At 52.7% G+C, this 17,880-nt stretch carries 7 protein-coding genes and 1 pseudogene; 1 reads left to right on the top strand and 7 read right to left on the bottom strand.

What is annotated here, in order from left to right; genetic code table 11:
• Nucleotides 1-10: 10 nt before the first annotated feature.
• Together ACFPPD_RS21590 and ACFPPD_RS21585 are read right to left on the bottom strand one after the other, a co-directional pair.
• Nucleotides 11-1,285, bottom strand: a complete 1,275-nt coding sequence (locus ACFPPD_RS21590) for an ABC transporter substrate-binding protein (RefSeq protein ID WP_209750451.1) — start codon at nt 1,283-1,285, stop codon at nt 11-13.
• A gap of 345 nt (nt 1,286-1,630) precedes the next feature.
• Complete coding sequence (locus ACFPPD_RS21585) at nt 1,631-6,571, bottom strand: S-layer homology domain-containing protein (protein WP_209750449.1); 4,941 nt, start codon at nt 6,569-6,571, stop codon at nt 1,631-1,633.
• 303 nt (nt 6,572-6,874) lie between these two features.
• On the opposite strand from ACFPPD_RS21585, the gene ACFPPD_RS21580 reads away from it, so the two are divergent.
• Nucleotides 6,875-7,267 carry a hypothetical protein gene (locus tag ACFPPD_RS21580; protein ID WP_209750447.1) on the top strand — a complete coding sequence of 131 codons (393 nt, stop codon included), beginning with the start codon at nt 6,875-6,877 and terminating at the stop codon, nt 7,265-7,267.
• 124 nt (nt 7,268-7,391) lie between these two features.
• Here ACFPPD_RS21580 and ACFPPD_RS21575 read toward each other — a convergent pair whose 3' ends face one another.
• The 5 genes and pseudogenes from ACFPPD_RS21575 to ACFPPD_RS21555 form a co-directional block, all read right to left on the bottom strand.
• Nucleotides 7,392-11,255: an S-layer homology domain-containing protein gene (locus ACFPPD_RS21575; protein ID WP_378083414.1), complete on the bottom strand. Its 3,864-nt coding sequence runs from the start codon at nt 11,253-11,255 to the stop codon at nt 7,392-7,394.
• Nucleotides 11,256-11,953: 698 nt separating this feature from the next.
• Nucleotides 11,954-13,666: an ABC transporter ATP-binding protein gene (locus ACFPPD_RS21570; RefSeq protein WP_209750442.1), complete on the bottom strand. Its 1,713-nt coding sequence runs from the start codon at nt 13,664-13,666 to the stop codon at nt 11,954-11,956.
• On the bottom strand, nt 13,663-15,432 hold the full coding sequence (locus tag ACFPPD_RS21565) for an ABC transporter ATP-binding protein (RefSeq protein ID WP_209750440.1): 1,770 nt from the start codon (nt 15,430-15,432) through the stop codon (nt 13,663-13,665). The genes ACFPPD_RS21570 and ACFPPD_RS21565 overlap by 4 nt, the downstream gene beginning before the upstream one ends.
• A gap of 421 nt (nt 15,433-15,853) precedes the next feature.
• A pseudogene (locus ACFPPD_RS21560) lies at nt 15,854-16,099 on the bottom strand (response regulator); the annotation flags it as partial.
• 99 nt (nt 16,100-16,198) lie between these two features.
• On the bottom strand, nt 16,199-17,880 hold a 1,682-nt coding region (locus ACFPPD_RS21555; RefSeq protein ID WP_378083292.1), incomplete at its 5' end, for an S-layer homology domain-containing protein.

The following is a 17,880-nucleotide window of genomic DNA, read 5'->3' as shown; positions in this document are numbered from 1 at the left end:
CTGATCTTCCTTAATCCAAAATGATAGTCGCCTTATCCTTGATATAGTTCGTATCGGCCTCTTTCAGTTCATCTTGCAGATCTTTGCCTTCCAAAATGCGAATTAGCGCCGAACTAATCGAAGCATTCGCCGATGCGGTGAACAGATGCCCCGGATTAATCGAGGTCGGATAAATCTGCAGCGCTTTCTGCACGTCCTTCATCGCCGGATTGGAATATTCCGCAATCACGTCTTTAAAGGCGGACAAAGCCAGATTTTTGCTGTAAATCGCCAGCATGCTTTTGTCCAGCAAAATCGACAATAAATATTTCGACTGAACGGGATAAGCCGTCTTCGCATGGATCGCGGCCTGCTTGTCCGGGGCTGCGGCCATAACCGCTTTGCCGTTCTGATCGGGTAGAGCAAAGAAACCCAGCTTAAAATCGGCTGTCTTGCCGTCTATCACGCCCGGCGTCCAGCTTCCCATGACCTGCATGGCGCCTTTCCCGTCGATGAATTGCTGGGTCGATTCATCGTAGCCGATCTGCAAAGCATCCGGGTTGAAGAAGCCGTTGTGCGCCAATTGGGTGAATTTCTCCAGCGCATCGCGTACTTCAGGTCCGTCAATCTTCGTCTTGCCTGCATACAGATCCGTCTCAAAGCCGGGATTAAGCAGAAACTCCGACGTCGCGGCAATGGGCAGATAGACCCCTTGAATGGTCCATGCGTCTTTAAACCCGCCTATAATCGGCGATATGCCCGCTTGCTTGATTTTACCGCAAAGAGCGATAAACTCGTCCCATGTTTTAGGCGGCTGCAGCTTGAGGTCATCGAATATTTTTTTGTTATAAAACACCCCGAAGGTACTTACGTCCAACGCGGCGCCGTATGTCTTGTCTTCGTAGGAAACGGTCTGCCTGGCCGAATCGATCATCCGGTTTACCCAGGGCTGATCGGACAAATCCAGCAGGTATCCCGCTTTCGCGTACTCTTTTATTTTTTGATTGAAAATTATATCGGCCGCCTGATCTGCTTGCAGCGCCTCATCGGTTACCTCGGTAAAAGTTTTCTCGTCGAGCTTCTGCCACTGAATCGTAGCGTTAGGATACTTCTCTTTGAACTTTTTTTCCGCTGCGTCGAAGTACCCGTTCGTATCCGCGGCCCAGTAAGAGACGCGCAACGTAAACGGCTCGTCCGAGCGCGTTTCCTGGAGCGTTGCTTCTCCGGTTGAAGGAACCGGCTGCTTGCTGCACCCTGTCATTGCAACGATCAAGCCTGCCAGCACCAATGAAAGGAATGATTTCATGACCCCGCTCCTTCGCTTAATGAAACACTTCGAGCTCTTATGCTTAAGTGAAGTTCCACTCTGTTATGGCATAATGACGGACAAATGAATTGTACGGAACTCAGCCTATATTTAAGTGGATTATATATGCAAATATTATCATTTATTGTCGAAACCTGAAATAAGCAATCTGTATTATATCCTATTATATTGACGGCTTTCAAAATACCGTTATAACTTCTCAACCCGCCGTACCTCACGCCAGTGTTCAATAACGGTATCATTAATACCGTCTACATAGATGCGTTGTGGAGAATAAAAAAACGGCATCTCTGCCGTTTTTTTGGATTCGACTATATTTCAGCTTCATTGTTGGCTAACCAATTGTGCCTGCATTTTCATCAAAATCGTTATAGCCTCTGCTCTTGTTGTTTTATCAACAGGAGCAAATTCATTCGCGCCTTTACCTTCAATAATGCCAAGTTTTTTCATTGCCGCCACTGCGTCTTTCGCCCACGACGGAATGTCCTTGTCGTCCGAGAAGCCCGTTCCGGTATTCGCTTCAATAGATTGACCCAACGCGTGTGCGATCATCGTTGCCATCTCAGGGCGTGTAATTTCGGCATTCGGACGGAAAGTACCATCGTCATAGCCTTTAATAATGCCTGCTTGCACCGCTTGCGCGACTGCCTTATGAGCCCAAGCAGGGATTTTCGCAGTGTCTGCGAACTTCAATTCCGTTCCTTCTCCTTGCGGCTTCAGGGCGTTCATCAGCATAACCGCAAATTCCGCGCGTGTCACGGTTGCCTTCGGCTTAAACGTCCCGTCCGGATATCCCGTTACGATTCCTTTGCTCACGGCCTGATTAATCGCGGATTCGGCCCAGTGTCCGTTAATGTCGCTCAATTTAGTCGAAGGCTCCGGCATCGATCGATTTACGGCGAATACGGCAAATTTCGTAAAGTGATCGACGTTTACGGTAATCTGATTTCCGTTGACTATGCCGCCGGTCACTTCTACCCAGCTTTTCTTCGTTTCGTCATAGTAGAATACGGCCGCCGTTTGACCGCTTCCTATTTGGGCAGGGTCAAACTTAAAAGCAAGCGTGATCGGATTCGTAAAGTTTTCCGGAAAGTTCTTCAGAATCTCGTATACCGCGCTGACGAGAACGTCATTATTCGAAAGAAGCTTCTGCGAGTCCGTCACTTTGTCGATCGTTATTTTCAAATCTTCGTCCGTGGCATTGGCCGGGATCGAGACGACGATCGTATCGTTGTCAAAACTAACCTCGCCCGCTTGGTTGGCCGGAAGCGTCAGATTGCCATCCGTCGAACTCGCTAGGGTGTCGCTTGGAGACGTAGAAACGCTGCCGCCGCTGTTGTTATTGATCGGAGCCGCATTCAGTGTCACAATGTACGTTACCTTCGTCGTTCCGTCCTGCGCGGTTACGATAACCTTGTTGCCGGAAGCCAACGTTGTCGCTACCGTAGTGCCGTCACCCTCGTACACTTCGAACGTCGCGCCCGTTGCCGGCGTAATCGCTGCCTTGAATGCGGCCAATGTTGTTCCGCTCGGAATGTTCGTAAGGGTTTCATTCGCCGTTCCGCCCGCGCTTACGGTTCCGATCGTCGAAGTTAGCGTGACCGCGTTGTTCGGTATTGCAAGTACGGTAACCGTCCAATCCTGCACGTCGCCGTTTTCCGCAGTCACCGAGTAGATAACCGGCTTCGTGAAATCGTTGGCGGTTTTGCCGCTCGCCTGATCAATCGCGCCGACCTTAACCGAGGCGCCCGCGGATAATACGATCGTTGCCACCAGGGTACTCAAGTCCGTATCTTGCGGCACTAGAACTTCTACTTTGTGATAATCCGCATCGACCGTTGCGGATCCGATTTGCGCTGCCAAGCTAAAAGAAATAATGTCATTCGCGTTGCTTAATGGCGGAACTGCTGCCGTAACGGTAATGATCCATATCTGCGTGCTGCCATCCGCCGCAACCACCTTGTAAGCTAACGGCTTCGTGAAATCGTTAGCGGTCGTCCCGCTCGTTTGACCGATCGAGCCGACCTTAGCCGAGGCGCCTAAGGATAATGCGAATGTCGGTACCAAGTTGCTTAAGTCTGTGCCTTGCGTCACTTCAACCGCAACCGTTTGCTCGTATCTATTGATGATTGCCGGACCGACCTGATCGGCCAAACCGAATGCTTTGATGTTCGTTCCGCTGTCTTCGGTCACGATAACCGCCCAATCCTGAGCGCTGCCGTCCTCCGCCAGTACCGTATAATAAACCGGGCTCGAAAAATCGCGGGCATCCTTTCCGCTATTTTGAGGAATGTAATCCGCAAAAGCCGTAGCCCCGTCGGATAGCGTGAACGTAGCTACTACGCTGCTCAGGTCTGTGCCCGGCAACACGTCAATCGCGATCATGCGCATGTCCGCATCGATCATCGCCGAACCGATTTGCCCATTTATGCTGAACGCCGTGATGTCCGTTCCGCTTTTTCTAGGGATTTCAACGGTCACGTTAACCGTCCAATCCCGCACGCTGCCGTCCGCCCCATGCACCGTATAGACGACCGGATTCGTGAAATCGTTGACGGTCGTCCCGCTCGTTTGGGTTATGTTGTCGACCTCCGCCATTGCTCCGTCGGATAACGAGAACATTGCCGTTAAGCGGCTCAAGTCGGCGTCGGGTCCGACGCGAATCGTAACGATGCGGTTATATCCGTCTATTCCCGTCGGTCCTATCTGCCCACTAAAGGAGAAAGACGCGATGTTCGTCACTGGCACCGAACCTTCCGTTACGGTAACCGTCCAATCTTGCGTGCTGCCATCCTCGGCTACTACCGTATAAGTAACCGGGTTGGTGAAATCGGCGAAGTACATTCCGTTATTTTGGGGCATTCCGTCGATCATCGTCGTGGCTCCCATGGATAAACCGAACATGACCATCAACATGCTCCTGTCGGTTCCCGGCTCCACCTCGATCGCGATCGTGTGCGTTATCGTATCTATCGTTTCCGGTCCGGTCTGCCCGTCGACCATGAAAGAAACGAAATCTTTGTCGCTGCTCGGAGTCGCCGCTCCTTGGGTCACGTAAACCGTCCAATCCTGCGAGCTGCCGTCTGCCGCTTCCACCGTATAGGTAACCGGGCCCGTGAAATCGTTGAAATTAGTCTCGCTATCTTGAAGTATCCCGTCGACCCGGGCCATGGCTCCGTCCGACAGCGCGAACGAAGCGATTAGATTGCCCAGGTCGGCACCCGCGGACACTTCGATCGTAACCGTGCGCGCGATCGGGTCAATCGTTGCGGCTCCGGTCTGCCCGGCGAAGCCGAACGCCTCGATATCCTTCTCGCCGCTTAAAGGCGCCGCATTAACGGCCACCGTATAAGTAACCGCCGTCGTCCCGTCCTCCGAGGTCAAGATAACCTTATTACCCGATTCCAAAGAGGTTGCTACGGTAACGCCATCCGCATAGTAAATTTCAAACGTCGCATTCCACTCCGGCGAAAGCGCCGCTTTGAATTCGTCTATCGTCGTTCCGTAAGGAATGTCCGTTATGCTCTCATTCGCGGTTCCGCCCGTACTTACGACTCCTGTCGAGGAGTTGAGACTTGCGATCGAACTTGTCGAAATCCACTTCGCGAACAAAGTCGTATGAGAAGTTATGATATAGGAATCGCCCGGCGCATAATTACTGCCTAATCCGTCTGCCTGCGTATTCCAACCCCCGAAGATGTTACCCGTTTTTTCCAAATCCGACGTCCCGGCATACAGTTCGACCGTTGCTCCCGGCATAAACGATGAACCCGATTCCGCCGGAACGTCTCCGCCGGTGTTGCCGTTCCCGTCATAGTCCAAGAAAATTTGGACGGCAAGCAAATAAGGATATCCGCCGTTGCGCAAAGAATCTATCGCCCAAGTATTCGTAAAGTCCCAAGCGTGAGCGCTGTCTGTCTCATATACGGTTTGATCGCGCATCGCCGAGGTAGCAAGACCTGTGCCGCCGTTTGAACCGGATTGTCCGGTCGTATCCATGTCGTAAAAACTGTTGACGGGCATGGGGCCGCCCATTGGAACGTAGCCAATCAACCCGCCTAAATTAGAAATTCCGCTCACTTCCCCCGTGGCGTAACTGTTGCTGACCGAAGCGTTGACGATTCTCCCGACCAAGCCGCCTATTTCGACCTCTCCGTGCACGTTCCCTGAGGCATAGCTGTCGCCGATCTCTCCGCCATTGCTATAACCGACCAAACCGCCAACATCGCCAGAAGATCCGCCCACATTACCGGACGCGTAGCTGCCGTTGATCTTTCCGCTTTCGTTATAGCCGACCAAGCCCCCTACGAATCGAGACTTATCGCCTCCGAGCACATCCCCCGAAGCGCTGCTCTCGCTAATCTGTCCGTTGCCGTTGTACCCGACCAAGCCGCCAACGTCATTCTTTCCGCTCACTTGCCCCGAGGGGTAACTATGGACGATGAGTCCGCTGGTTTCGTAACCGATCAATCCGCCTATGTAATCCGAAGTACCGATAACATTGGCCGATACGGAGTTACCGCGGACTTCCGCTCCGTCATTGGCGCCGATCAAACCGCCGACATTTAATTGTCCGTTCACGCTCCCCTTGACGTCGTTATTCTCGATCTTTCCTCCTCCGAAGATTAATCCTGCTAAGCCTCCCGTATTGGTGGCCGTTCCAACTACATTCCCCGAGAAGCAGCTATTCTTGATCGTTCCTCCGTTCATGCTCCTGCCGACCAAGCCGCCAGTTGCGTCAACCCCGCTTACGCTGCCGGTAACGCAGCTATTTTCTATCGCTCCTCCGTCGTTATCGCCAACCAAACCCGCTATAACCCCAAGCCCTTTAATCGATACGTTTTCCAACTTGATATTCGAAACGGAACTGCCAGGCCCGATACCGCCGAACAACCCCAAAGCATAGTCTTTATCTATCGTTAATCCAATGACTTTGTATCCGCCGCCATCAAAATGTCCATAGAACGGCATGCCCACCGTACCGATCGGCACCCAGCCCGCGCCCGTCGCATAGCTGCTCATGTCAATATGGTTCGTCAGTTCGAAATATAACCCGGCATCTAAAAACCGATCCCTGATCAGATTGAGTTGATCTGCGGTTCCGATGAGAAAAGGATTTCCGCTCGAACCGTCGCCGCCCGAGAAACCGCCGATATCGTCCGCATAAGCTTCGCCGTTTCCGATTCCTCCTATCGGCGCGGTGCCGAACACCGTAATTAGTATTGTCAGTATGATCATCAGTGCTTTATTAGCTTGTTTGCGCACAATGTTTCCTCCATTTTCGGATCTGATCCAAGGTTAGATAATGATAGTCTAGCACCGCCCAATAAAAGAATAATGAAAGATTCGGCCGTAAACAGACAAAAACCGCGCAGCATCAAGCCTTCGCGGTTTTGTCAAACCACGTAATTATTTATTTTTCGGAGGGCCTAATCACTATTTACACCCCGATTAACGCGGGTTATATTATAAATACTTCCAGTTTTTTAGCTAACTTTATCAATCGGCGAGAGGAGTGATGGGGTTCGTTTTGAAACAAAAATCCATTAGAGTGAGGATGGTTCCATGATGAGAAGAAAACTTAGCGTATTATTCGCCGTACTGATCGCCGTATCGCTGATGTTCAGCATTACCGCCTCGGCTAACCCGTACGTCGTAAGCTATGGAGGCACTTATTCCAACACGCTCGCGGACGGAGGCCACGCTTACATTCTCCCTAACGCCAAGACGTCGGGCACGAGCGTTCACGTCACGGCATCGTCGGCGAATACGCTCCGACTGCATTATTACTGGAGCTACAATAATACGACGATCGACCTGGGCACATCTATCGTGAACAGTACGGATTACTATGGCGGTTCGGCCTACTACAATCCCGGCACGCTGATCACGGTCGTGGAGCGAGTACCCGGATCGACGACCCCTATTCCTTCGGTAACCTACACGATTTCGTTCAATTAAGAACATGACCCGCTCAGGCGGAAGTCATTAATGATCCTATATCGACGCGCTTCCAAGCGCAAAAAAGTGGGGCTCGCCGCCAATGTCATTATGACATTGGGCTCGCCGCCCCTCTTTTTCGATTCTAGTTCCTCTTTGCCGCCGACAGGTTCAACAGAACCGTTGCGGCCTCGGCTCTTGCGGCATAGTCTTGAGGGGCGAATTCGTTATCGCCCTTTCCTTGCATAATGCCGGTTTGCTTCACGTAAGCAACGCCGGCTTTCGCCCACGCCGGAATGTCCTTATCGTCTGCGAAGCCGGTTGCGGCATTGGCTTCGGTAGATTTACCCAAAGCTTTTGCAATCATCGCTGCCATCTCGGCACGGGTAATCTCTGCGTTCGGACGGAATGTGCCGTCGGCATAGCCGTTAATAATACCTGCTTGTACCGCTTGCGCGACTGCTTTCTGCGCCCAGGCCCCGATCTTCGCCGTATCGGCGAACTTCAGCGCCGCTCCTTCGCCTTGCGGCTTCAGCGCATTCATCAGCATGACGGCGAATTCCGCGCGCGTCACGGTGCGGTTCGGCTTAAACGTGCCGTCCGTATAGCCCGTTACGATTCCTTTGCTCACCGCTTGATTAATCGCGGATTCCGCCCAGTGTCCGGAGATATCGCTGAAGATAACCTGCTTTGCCGGCTCAGTTGGCGGTGTGTCCGCCGCGTCGACTGCGAACACCGCAAACTTCGTAAAGTGATCGACATCTACGGTGATCCGATTGCCATCTACAGTGCCTCCGACTTTCACCCATTCCTTTTTCGTTTCGTCATAGTAGAAGACTACCGGTTTCTCATTGCCTTTCAAGCTATTCGGATCGAACTTGAAGGTTAGCGTAACCGGGTTGCTGAAGTTCTCCGAGAAGTTTTTCAGAATCTCGTAGACAGAGCTGACCAAAGCGTCCGTATTCATTGGAAGGTTTTGCGTGTTGGCCAGCCTCTCAATGGTGATTCTCAAATCTTTATGGGTAGCGTCTGTCGGAATGGAGACCGTGACCGCATCTTCCAAGCCGACTTCGCCCGCTCGGCCTGCCGGAAGCGTCAATGTTCCGTCCGTTGAGGTCACTTTGTCGCTTGTCGGTGAACTTCCGCCACTGCCGCTTCCACCGTCACCGCCTCCGGACGTGGATGCCTGAGGCCGCGTCACGTTCACCGTATAAGTCTTCTTCGTGGTTTGGTCCTGGGCTGTTACGACGATAACAATGGAGTTGCTGCCTGGTTGCAGGCTGATTGCGCCGCTTGCTTGACCGCTCGTCGCAGTTGTTCCGTTTACCGTCACCGTCGCGTTGGGATTCGATACGGTTGCCGTTACCGTAAGACTAGATACATCATTAGCCACAGAAGAGGTGTAGCCCGTTGTACCCGCAGCAAACGCCGGGTCCAACGCGCCTGTCGACAGCGCCAGTCCGCTCAAATCTGCGTTACTGCTTTCACGATTCACATTAAGATCATACGTATTTTCGGTTCCGTCCTCCGCCATCACCAGAATCCGGATCGGATTTGACCCGTCAATCAAGTTCGAAACACCGTATGAGTAATACACGCTATCCGTAACTGAAACGTAAGTCGCGCCGGTTACCGTAATCGACTGACTCGGGTCTGCTTTGGTAAAGGAAATCCGGAGGCTTGAAACGTTGCTCGCCACATCTGCCGTATAACTGCGTTCAGATGGAGCGAACTCCGGCGCGAGCGTTCCATGATCTACGGACAAGCCTGACAACAACGCATTCGCCGACAGCCACTGCGCATACAAGATTACGCTAGTCACGCCGATGTTGACGCTGTCTCCCTCCGTATACCTGTTCCCGCTTCCGTCAGCCGCCGTATTCCATCCGGCAAACGCGTAACCATCCTTAACCAGATTTCCGGTGTTGCCCAGAACCGTAACGGTCGCTCTTTGTTCGTACGTAATGCTGTTCGCCGGAACGGTTCCTCCGTCCGCCGTATTCTTATCATACGTTACCGACGGGTTCCACTTCGCGTACAGCGTAACGCCGAACGAATCCATGCTGAACGTTTCCTCTACGCTATAGCTCGTTCCGCTTCCGTCCGCCGCCGTATTCCAACCCGCGAACGAATAGCCCGTCCTCGTCAAATTTTCCGTATTGTCCAGAACGGTGACCGTGTCTCCTTGCCAGTACGCATTGCCGTCAGACGGCACATCCCCTGCAGTGTTTTCGTTTCCGTCATAGGTCACATTTCTCAGCAACGCCCGCAAATAAGGATATCCGTTATTATGCGACGAACCTATCCCCCACGTGCTTGCAAAGTCCCAATTCGCATCGGTATAAGTGCTTTGCGTCTTCATCGCTGCAGTCGATTTGCCATCGCCTTTTCCCGTATCGGACTGTCCTGTCGTTCCCGTGTCGTAGAAGCTGTCGTGGATCGCTGTACCACCAAATACATCGTAACCAACCAAGCCGCCTGTATCGGAGCTCCCGCTTACGCTTCCCATGGCGTAGCTGTTGCTTACGGTTCCCATACTGTAACCAACCAAGCCGCCTACATTGCTGTCGCTTCCGCTAACGCTTCCTGTGGCGAAGCTGTTGCTTACGTGTCCAACACTGTAACCTGCCAAACCGCCTACATTACTTTGCCCGCTCACATTTCCTGTGGCGTAGCTGTTACTGATGGTTCCTATACCGGTATAATAAATATTGTTACCGACCAAGCCTCCTACAAAGATGTTACCACTTACACTTCCAGCGGCAGAGCTGCTGCTGATCGTTCCTTCATTCCCACCAACCAAGCCGCCAATATTATATTTACCACTTATATTTCCTGAGGCGGAGCTGTTGCTGATGGTTCCTAAGTTCCTACCAACGAAGCCGCCTACGTAAGTATTTCCGCTTACGATTGCATTTTCCAACCTTATATTGTGAACGATGGAGTTTTCGCCTGTATAACCGAATAACCCTATATACTGACCAGAAGGACTATTAATCTTAAGATTCTTGATTTTATAACCGTTTCCGTCCATATCTCCTTGAAACGGCGTATCACTATCCCCTATTGGTATCCAGCCCTCGTCGGCCTGGTAGCCGCTTAAATCAATATCCGCCGTCAGCTTGAAATATACGCCGGATTGCAGATTATTCCTGACCTTATCGAGTTGTTCGGCGGTTGCAATCTGGTAAGGATCGTTTGCGGTACCCGCTCCATCGCCCGGATAATTAAACAACACTGCCTGAACCGCTGTTCCATTCGCATACACGTCTGCCCTTACCGTAATATCAAGACTCCCGATCGGCAACGTACTTGCCTTGATCGTGATCGTCCCGGCGCTGATCGTGTAATCAGTACTGTCCAGCGTATTCGTCCCGACCTTCACGGCCTTGATCGCATCTCGCCACGCTTCATCGTCCGTGAACGCAATCTCGATGTCGTGATCCCTATCATTGTCGGTCGTGTCCGCAGTCAAACTCGGCGGAGCAAGAAGATCAGCGTTATAAACTTCCATCTCGGCAAGTTGCATATAGTAATTATTAGATTCGTCATGCCCCAGTTTAGTGCCCGTAACTCTGACATATCGAGCAGTGACGCTTGCGAAGTTAAATTCTTGGCCGATAACCGGATTCGGGATTGGAAAATTCGACTCTTCATCTACCATCGTCCAGTTCTGCTCGTCGGTCGACACCTCAACATTGAAATCTACGGGAAATCCGCCTCCAGCGGCGATGCCGTCCGTACGCGGGAACAACTTCACTTGGTTAAACGTCTGATCGGCGCCCAAGTCTAACTGCACCCATTCCGGGTTCGTGGGCGCAGAAGCAACGTTGCTAGTCCATCCAAGCGATGTGCCGGGCGTGGAAACTTCACTTCCGTCATTGATGTTCGCCATCGCCCAATCCGGGAGGGATTCTATACTGCTGCTAGATGAAACTGTAGCTCCATTCGTTGCTAGAGCAAGGTTCGTGCCAGTGGTTGCTGCATACGCCGCGGACGGTTGCGTCATGAATGAAAAACCGGTGAAAAACGTTGTAAACAACAGAAGAAGCGTTATACAAAATAATAGTCTCGTTCTCGTTATATTCGACACGGGATGTCCTCCTTAGAATTGAATCGCTTTGTTATCCATTAATCTAATACAGCCGAATAAAAGAATAATGAAAGATTGGGTCACGAATAAGCCGAAAACCGCGCAGTATCAAGCCTTTATGGCTTTTGACCGACGTAATTATTTATTTTGGCTGAGCTCCAGACCCTTGTTGCTTACGCGAGTCAAACCGCCTCTGTTTTACCGTGTGAACCGTCTGCGCGACTATGGCGAAACTGCGAGCCGCTGCGGGGACTGGATTAGCTGGAAAATGTCCCACTAAACTACACCCAACCGCCGTTTTTGTAACATTTAGAGGGAAAATTTCCCATTAATCACCCTTCAACCCCGCAAATCCGTTTCGGTAGCGATTTTAGTGGGAGCTTTTCCCTCTATTTGCGCTCTCGCTTCCCCTCTGGACAAATTAGTGTCAACTTTTCCATCTATTTTGCGTGAAACAGGATCAAGGCAACATGCTCCGGCCCGTCGAAATAGGGCTTGATAAGCAGTTTAGTCTGGTCCGGAAATAACCACCATAAAATAGAGAAAAACCGCGTAGCATCAAGCCTTCGCGGTTTTTCATTATTGAAGAGATTAGTTTTTCTGAGATCATTGCTCTAATGCTGCGCCATTAGAAGCTCGCTGTAGACGCCGCCCCGCTTCGCCAGCAGTTCTTTATGCGTTCCGCTGTCGGCAAGCCTTCCTTTCTCGAGCACGTAAATGATGTCTGCGTTCTCGATCGTCGACAAACGGTGAGCGATCATGATCGTCGTCAATCCGCTCCGCCGCTGATCGAGCTCCTCCAGCAGCCGCCGCTCCGTCTCGAGATCCAGCGCCGAAGTCGCCTCGTCGAGCACGAGAATGTCGGGATCGCCGAGAATGGCCCGTGCGATCGCGAGCCGCTGGCGCTGGCCGCCGGACAGCTTGATTCCCCGCTCCCCGACCTCCGTATCATAGCCTTCCGGCAACCCGCTTACGAAGGAATCGATCTGGGCGATCCGGCATGCCTCCGCCATATCCGCATCGGTTAGCCCTTCGCGCCCAAGCAGTAAATTCGCCCCAATCGTGTCCGGGAACATATACGGATCTTGGAACACGATCGACATGCGCTCCGTCCAATCGCCCCGATCCAGCTCGCGCACCGGAATGCCGTTCATCGCCAACATGCCGTCCGCCGGATCATAGAACCGAATGAGCAGTCCGGCGATCGTCGATTTACCGCCGCCGCTCGTGCCGACGAAAGCGATCTTGCGTCCCGCCGTCAGCTCGACCGACAGCTCTCGGATGACATCCGGCAGCTCTTCCCCATACCGGAAACGGACCGATTCGAATGACAGCGACTTGGCGCCTTCCGGCAGTTTGGCATGGCCGCGCTCGTGCTGCTCCATTTCCAGAATGCCGCCCACCCGATCCATATACGCCATCTGACTGGAAAAGCCCATGAAAAACTGAAACACGTTGTAACACGACTCGGACAAGTTCATCGCAAACTGCAACACGACGACGAACATACCGACCGACATCCGGCCATACATGAGCTCATAGCCGCCGTAGCCGAGCACGATCAGGCCGATACCCCATTTCATCGGATCGCTCCAGCGCATTTGCCGGTTGACGAGCTTCCCTTCCTCCATTACTTGGTCAAAGTAACGGTCGAATATCCCATTGTACAGCCTTTCTTCCCACTTCAACCGATGATACGCGACAATCTCCCGAGTCGAAGCGACGCCCTCCTCGATCTGGATCAGCAGCTTCGTTCGCCGCTCGGACACCTTCTTCGCCGCTTCCTTCAGCTTCGGCGTGAAATAGTAGCCGGCTGCCAGATAAAAGACGCACATGACGATCACCATCAGCAGCAGTACCGGACTTGCGAAACCGATGAACCCGATCAGGATGAGCAGGTTCAACATTTCCTGTCCGCCTCGCGGCAACTGCCAGCCCATGAAGCTCGCCGTATTGAACAGATCCTGCGTCATCGTATACACGTGCTTGCCGGTGCGCTCGCGACCGAACCGATCGACCGGCACGTTCTCGATCCGCCCGAGCATCCCCCGCAGCAACGAGTGGCTGATCAGAAACTCGTTTCGGACAAGCTGCCGGCTCGTCATCGTAAACATGAGCGCGTGTACGAGGCCCGCGACGGCAAACACCGCGATCACTCCGGGAAGCCATTCGTATTGTTGCTTGCCGAACACATCGTCGATCAGAATCTTCTGCACGTAAACAAGCGTATAGTTCGAAACGGACTCCAGCGCGAGCAGCAGCAGCAAGATTGCATACGTTTGCTTGACGATCATCATGTTGCGCCAAATAAACTTGCCGTATCTCATGACGCGGTCACCTCCTCGTGAACCGCGTCATGGCCAAGCTCAAGCTCGTAAAGCAGCCCTTTGCGCGCGATCAGCTCCTCGTACGTCCCGACTTCCGCAACGCGTCCCTCATGCACGAACACGATCCGGTCAAAATTTTTCACCGTAGACAGACGATGAGCGATCGCAATGGTCGTCCGACCTACAAGCACGCGGTCAAGCGCCTGCTGCACTTCGTACTCGCTGACGTTATCGAGCGACGATGTCGCTTCGTCAAGCAGAATGACAGCCGGCTGCTTGATGAACATGCGCGCGATCGCAATCCGCTGCTTCTGTCCGCCCGACAGCTTGATGCCGCGCTCGCCGACCGCCGTGTCATAGCCTTCCGGCAGCGCCATGATGAAGTCGTGCGCATAGGCGGCTTTGGCCGCTTCGGCGACTTCCTCGTCCGTCGCCTCCGGACGGCCGAATCGGATGTTCTCCTTCACGGACGAGCCGAACAAATACGTTTCCTGGAACACATAACCGATCGATTCGCGCAGCGTCTCGAGCGTCAGCTGCCGGATCGGCACGCCGTCGAGCCGAAGGACGCCGCCCGTCGGATCGTAGAAGCGTCCGATCATCTTGAACAGCGTCGTCTTGCCGCCGCCGCTCGAGCCGACGAAGGCGATTTTTTCCCCGGGAAGAATATCGAGGCTGAAGCCATTAATGACCGGCCGCTGCCCCGGGTATCCGAACCGGACGTCCTCGAATGTTAGCCGTCCCCGTACCTCCGGTAGGTCGATCGGCTCCTCCGGATCGTCGATCTCAACCGGTTTAAGCATGAACTCGTACAGCGGTGCCGTCTGGTGAATAATAAGCCGCTGCTCGGTCAGCTGCGTGACGAGCAAGGTAAGCTTAAACATCGCCGACATATACAGCAGCGTGAACGCGACGAAACCTCCGAGGGAAATCCAATCGTGACGGAGCATATGATAACCGCCGACGAACAACGCGATCGCCCCAAGATAGAACGTCACCCGCCTATAGCTGCCGCGCGCGAAGCCATAGGTCGCCGCCGACAAATAGTCGCGCGCCCACAGCTTATGCTCCGCATACGTCCGCTCGTGATACCAGCGCTGCGATCCGAACGCGCGAAACTCGCGAAAGCCGGATACGCTTTCATATACCTTCTGATTGAACGAGATCCGCCCATGTCCCGATAGCTTGCCATAATGCGCCGCCTTGCGCTCGAAATACGGACCGAATAAGTAGTAGAGCGCGAACGTCGGCACCATGATCAGCGTCAGCCAGCCGTTAATGGCAAGAAGCATGCCGACCGCGACGGATACGAACAAGACGTTGTCTATGATGCCGGGCAAATACTGACGATATATTTTCTGGACCGAATAGACCTCCGAATTAAACATGGACAGCGTCTCGCCGGCGGGATTCCGCTCATAGTAGGCGAAGCCGAGCCGGCGCAGGTGACGGTATATCGCCATCTGCATATCGCGCGCCGCGAGCTCGCCAATCGTCCGCTGCAACAGGTTGCGGATGTTCTTGGCCGCCAGCATCAGCATATTGACCGCTAAGAGCAACCCGATCAGCCAATAAAAAAGCGAAACGTCGCGCTCGGCGACGACGTGGTCGATGATGTATTGAATGACCTTCGGCGCCAGCGTTTCTCCCGATACCGCGAGCAACCCGCATAGAGTTAGCCATACAATGTTCTTGCCGTAAGGCCTCAAAAACGAAAGCGCCCACCAATAAGATTTTCTCGTTACATCGCTTTCGAATGACTCCATTTCCGCTCCCCCTTGTTCGATGTCTCCAAGCGCCATCTTTCCATATTATAACGATTGGCTATATCTGTAAATCGATTAACTTACATGTTCATCCAAACCGAAAACAAAAAAAACCATCTCTCTGACAGCTACCAGCTGCCGTAGAGACGGCTTTCCCGTCAACTAACCAATGCTTCATCTTTCGCCCGTCATATCGCTCATCGTGGGAACCGGACTCCACAATCGCACCGCGATCCATAACGAGAATGAGATCGGCCTTCTGCACCGTGCTTAGCCGATGGGCGATGATCAGAGCCGTGCGTCCATTCATCATCGAATCCATATTTTGCTGAATAATCCGTTCCGACTCCGAGTCCAGCGCGCTGGTGGCCTCATCGAAGATCAGAATGCCCGGCTCGCCGAGCAGCGCCCTCGCGATAGTGCTGATGGCCTCGATCACCCTATCCTTGTTGAAAGGCTTGACGATAAAATCTTTTGCTCCTGCCTGAATGGCATCTATCACCATCTTCTGCTGTCCCATAGCCGAGCACATAATTACCTTTGCATGCGGATCTATCTTTTTGATCTCAGTCAAGGCAACAATGCCATCCATCTCGGGCATCGTAATGTCCATAGTAACCAAATCAGGCCTTATCTGCTTAAATAAGTGTACGGCTTCTTTACCGTTCAACAACCATAATTTCTGGCATAAATTTTTTATGGATTCCTTTCTTAGTGGGGCTATCTCTCATGATGAGATAACCCCTTTTCCAAAGAACGGTCTAACCTAAATGAGCTCAGACTTCTGTAAAAGTCTTTGTACGATAGCGGCAACCTCTGCTCTTGTGATATAAGCTTTTGGCGCAAGCACCGTGCCGCTTCTACCGGAGACGATTCCGACCTGCAAGCAGTCGGCAATACCGTTCTTCGCCCACTCCGATGCGTTGTTCGCATCGGCGAAGGGACTCAGCAGTTCATCTGCTGCTTTGGCTTGAAGGCTCGCCCCAAGACCGGTTATTTCCATCGCTTTCGCGATGATCGTCATCGCTTGCTCCCGCGTGATCTTGTCCATCGGGCGGAAGTTACCGTCTTCAAACCCGCTGATCAGCTTGTACGCATAGGCGGTTTGAATTGCGCTGCTGTACCAGTCCGTTATCTTCACGTCCGCAAATGGACTTGAACCGTTCTCCAGCTTCAGTCCCAATCCCCGAACCATAATCGCCGCAAACTCCGCTCGCGTAATATCTTGATCGGGATTGAACATGTCATTGCCGATGCCGCTGATGACCATCCGCGAGCCCATGTCGTTCACCGCATCCTTCGCCCAGTGCTGCGCGACATCTTTGAACTCAATCGGATGCCATACGACGGAATAAGTACTGTTCGTCAAGCTGTTCACTTTCGCATAGTACTTGCCGTCGATGATAACGATCTTGGTCGGCACGTGACGAACGGTTCCGTCCGGGTCAACAACGACCCCGGTCGTGATTTTGCTCGGATCTATACCGTCTGGAATCGCAATCGTTCTTTCTACGTAAACGTTAAACTTGGATACTTCAATCGTTGTATCACCGTTTTTGGCTTTTACCGTAAAGTTGAGCGGCGGGACGACAAGGGCAAACTCTCCCTTGGCTGCCGAGTTTTCCACGACCTTCACCGTGTCCATGTTCGGTTTGGAAATTTCGATCTGCAGCTTGATATCCTGAAGCTGCACACTCTTGCCAAGCTGATCCGAAATCGCGCTAATGTTGATCTGCTGCGCAGGCAAGGTATAGGTAGCGTCCGCAGTTTTGATTTCAACAACTGCCTGCTTTTGCTCCATGTCTTTGACCATTTGGCCGTCAAGCTCTCCGATCACGACATCGGATTTCGTATTCACTGGAATCGTAATGACGGCATGTTCGCCTTCCGCCGCGAGCTTGTCCTCCAGCTTCTTCGAATCGACTGCTACGGTCGTTACCGTTTGCTCGTTCACTTTGGTTGTTGTTGCCGTGCCTGCGTTCTCGGCCTTGCCATTGACCAGCACTTCGACCCCGGTGTTTGGTGTGTTTTGTGTATCTGTTGAGCTTAACGTTGGCGCGGTTGTATCTGGCGTTACTATCGTGGTGAACGAGATTGTTGCTATGCCCGAAGCATTGCCAGCCGCGTCTTTGACGATGACATAGGCCTTGTACGCTGTGGATGCGGTCAAGCCGGTTACGTTAGCCGTGTTCGCTGCTGCGACTGCTGCCGCTGTTCCTTTGGCTACGGCTGTTCCTTGTGCTGCAATCGTTGCCGCATTCGGTGCTGCGTCTGCCGCTGCATAGACTACATAGTAGTAGGTTCCTGCTTCATCCGATGTGAAGTTTAAGGTTGTTGTGGTGTCGGTTGTTGCACTTGCACTGGTTAAGCTTAACGTTGGCGCTGTTGTATCTGGCGTTGCTGTCGTTGTGAACGGGATTGCCGCTACGCTCGAAGCATTGCCAGCCG

This window comes from Cohnella suwonensis, assembly GCF_042655365.1.
Taxonomy (GTDB): domain Bacteria; phylum Bacillota; class Bacilli; order Paenibacillales; family Paenibacillaceae; genus Cohnella; species Cohnella suwonensis.
Note: the sequence above shows the minus strand (reverse complement) of the source record. Positions and strands in the feature narration are given on the sequence as shown.

What these genes read in the sequence shown, in the direction of transcription:
- ACFPPD_RS21590 (WP_209750451.1), bottom strand. Translation starts at nt 1,285, where the DNA reads ATGAAATCATTCCTTTCATTGGTGCTGGCAGGCTTGATCGTTGCAATG.
- ACFPPD_RS21580 (WP_209750447.1), top strand. Translation starts at nt 6,875, where the DNA reads ATGAGAAGAAAACTTAGCGTATTATTCGCCGTACTGATCGCCGTATCG.
- ACFPPD_RS21575 (WP_378083414.1), bottom strand. Translation starts at nt 11,255, where the DNA reads ATGACGCAACCGTCCGCGGCGTATGCAGCAACCACTGGCACGAACCTT.
- ACFPPD_RS21570 (WP_209750442.1), bottom strand. Translation starts at nt 13,666, where the DNA reads ATGAGATACGGCAAGTTTATTTGGCGCAACATGATGATCGTCAAGCAA.
- ACFPPD_RS21565 (WP_209750440.1), bottom strand. Translation starts at nt 15,432, where the DNA reads ATGGAGTCATTCGAAAGCGATGTAACGAGAAAATCTTATTGGTGGGCG.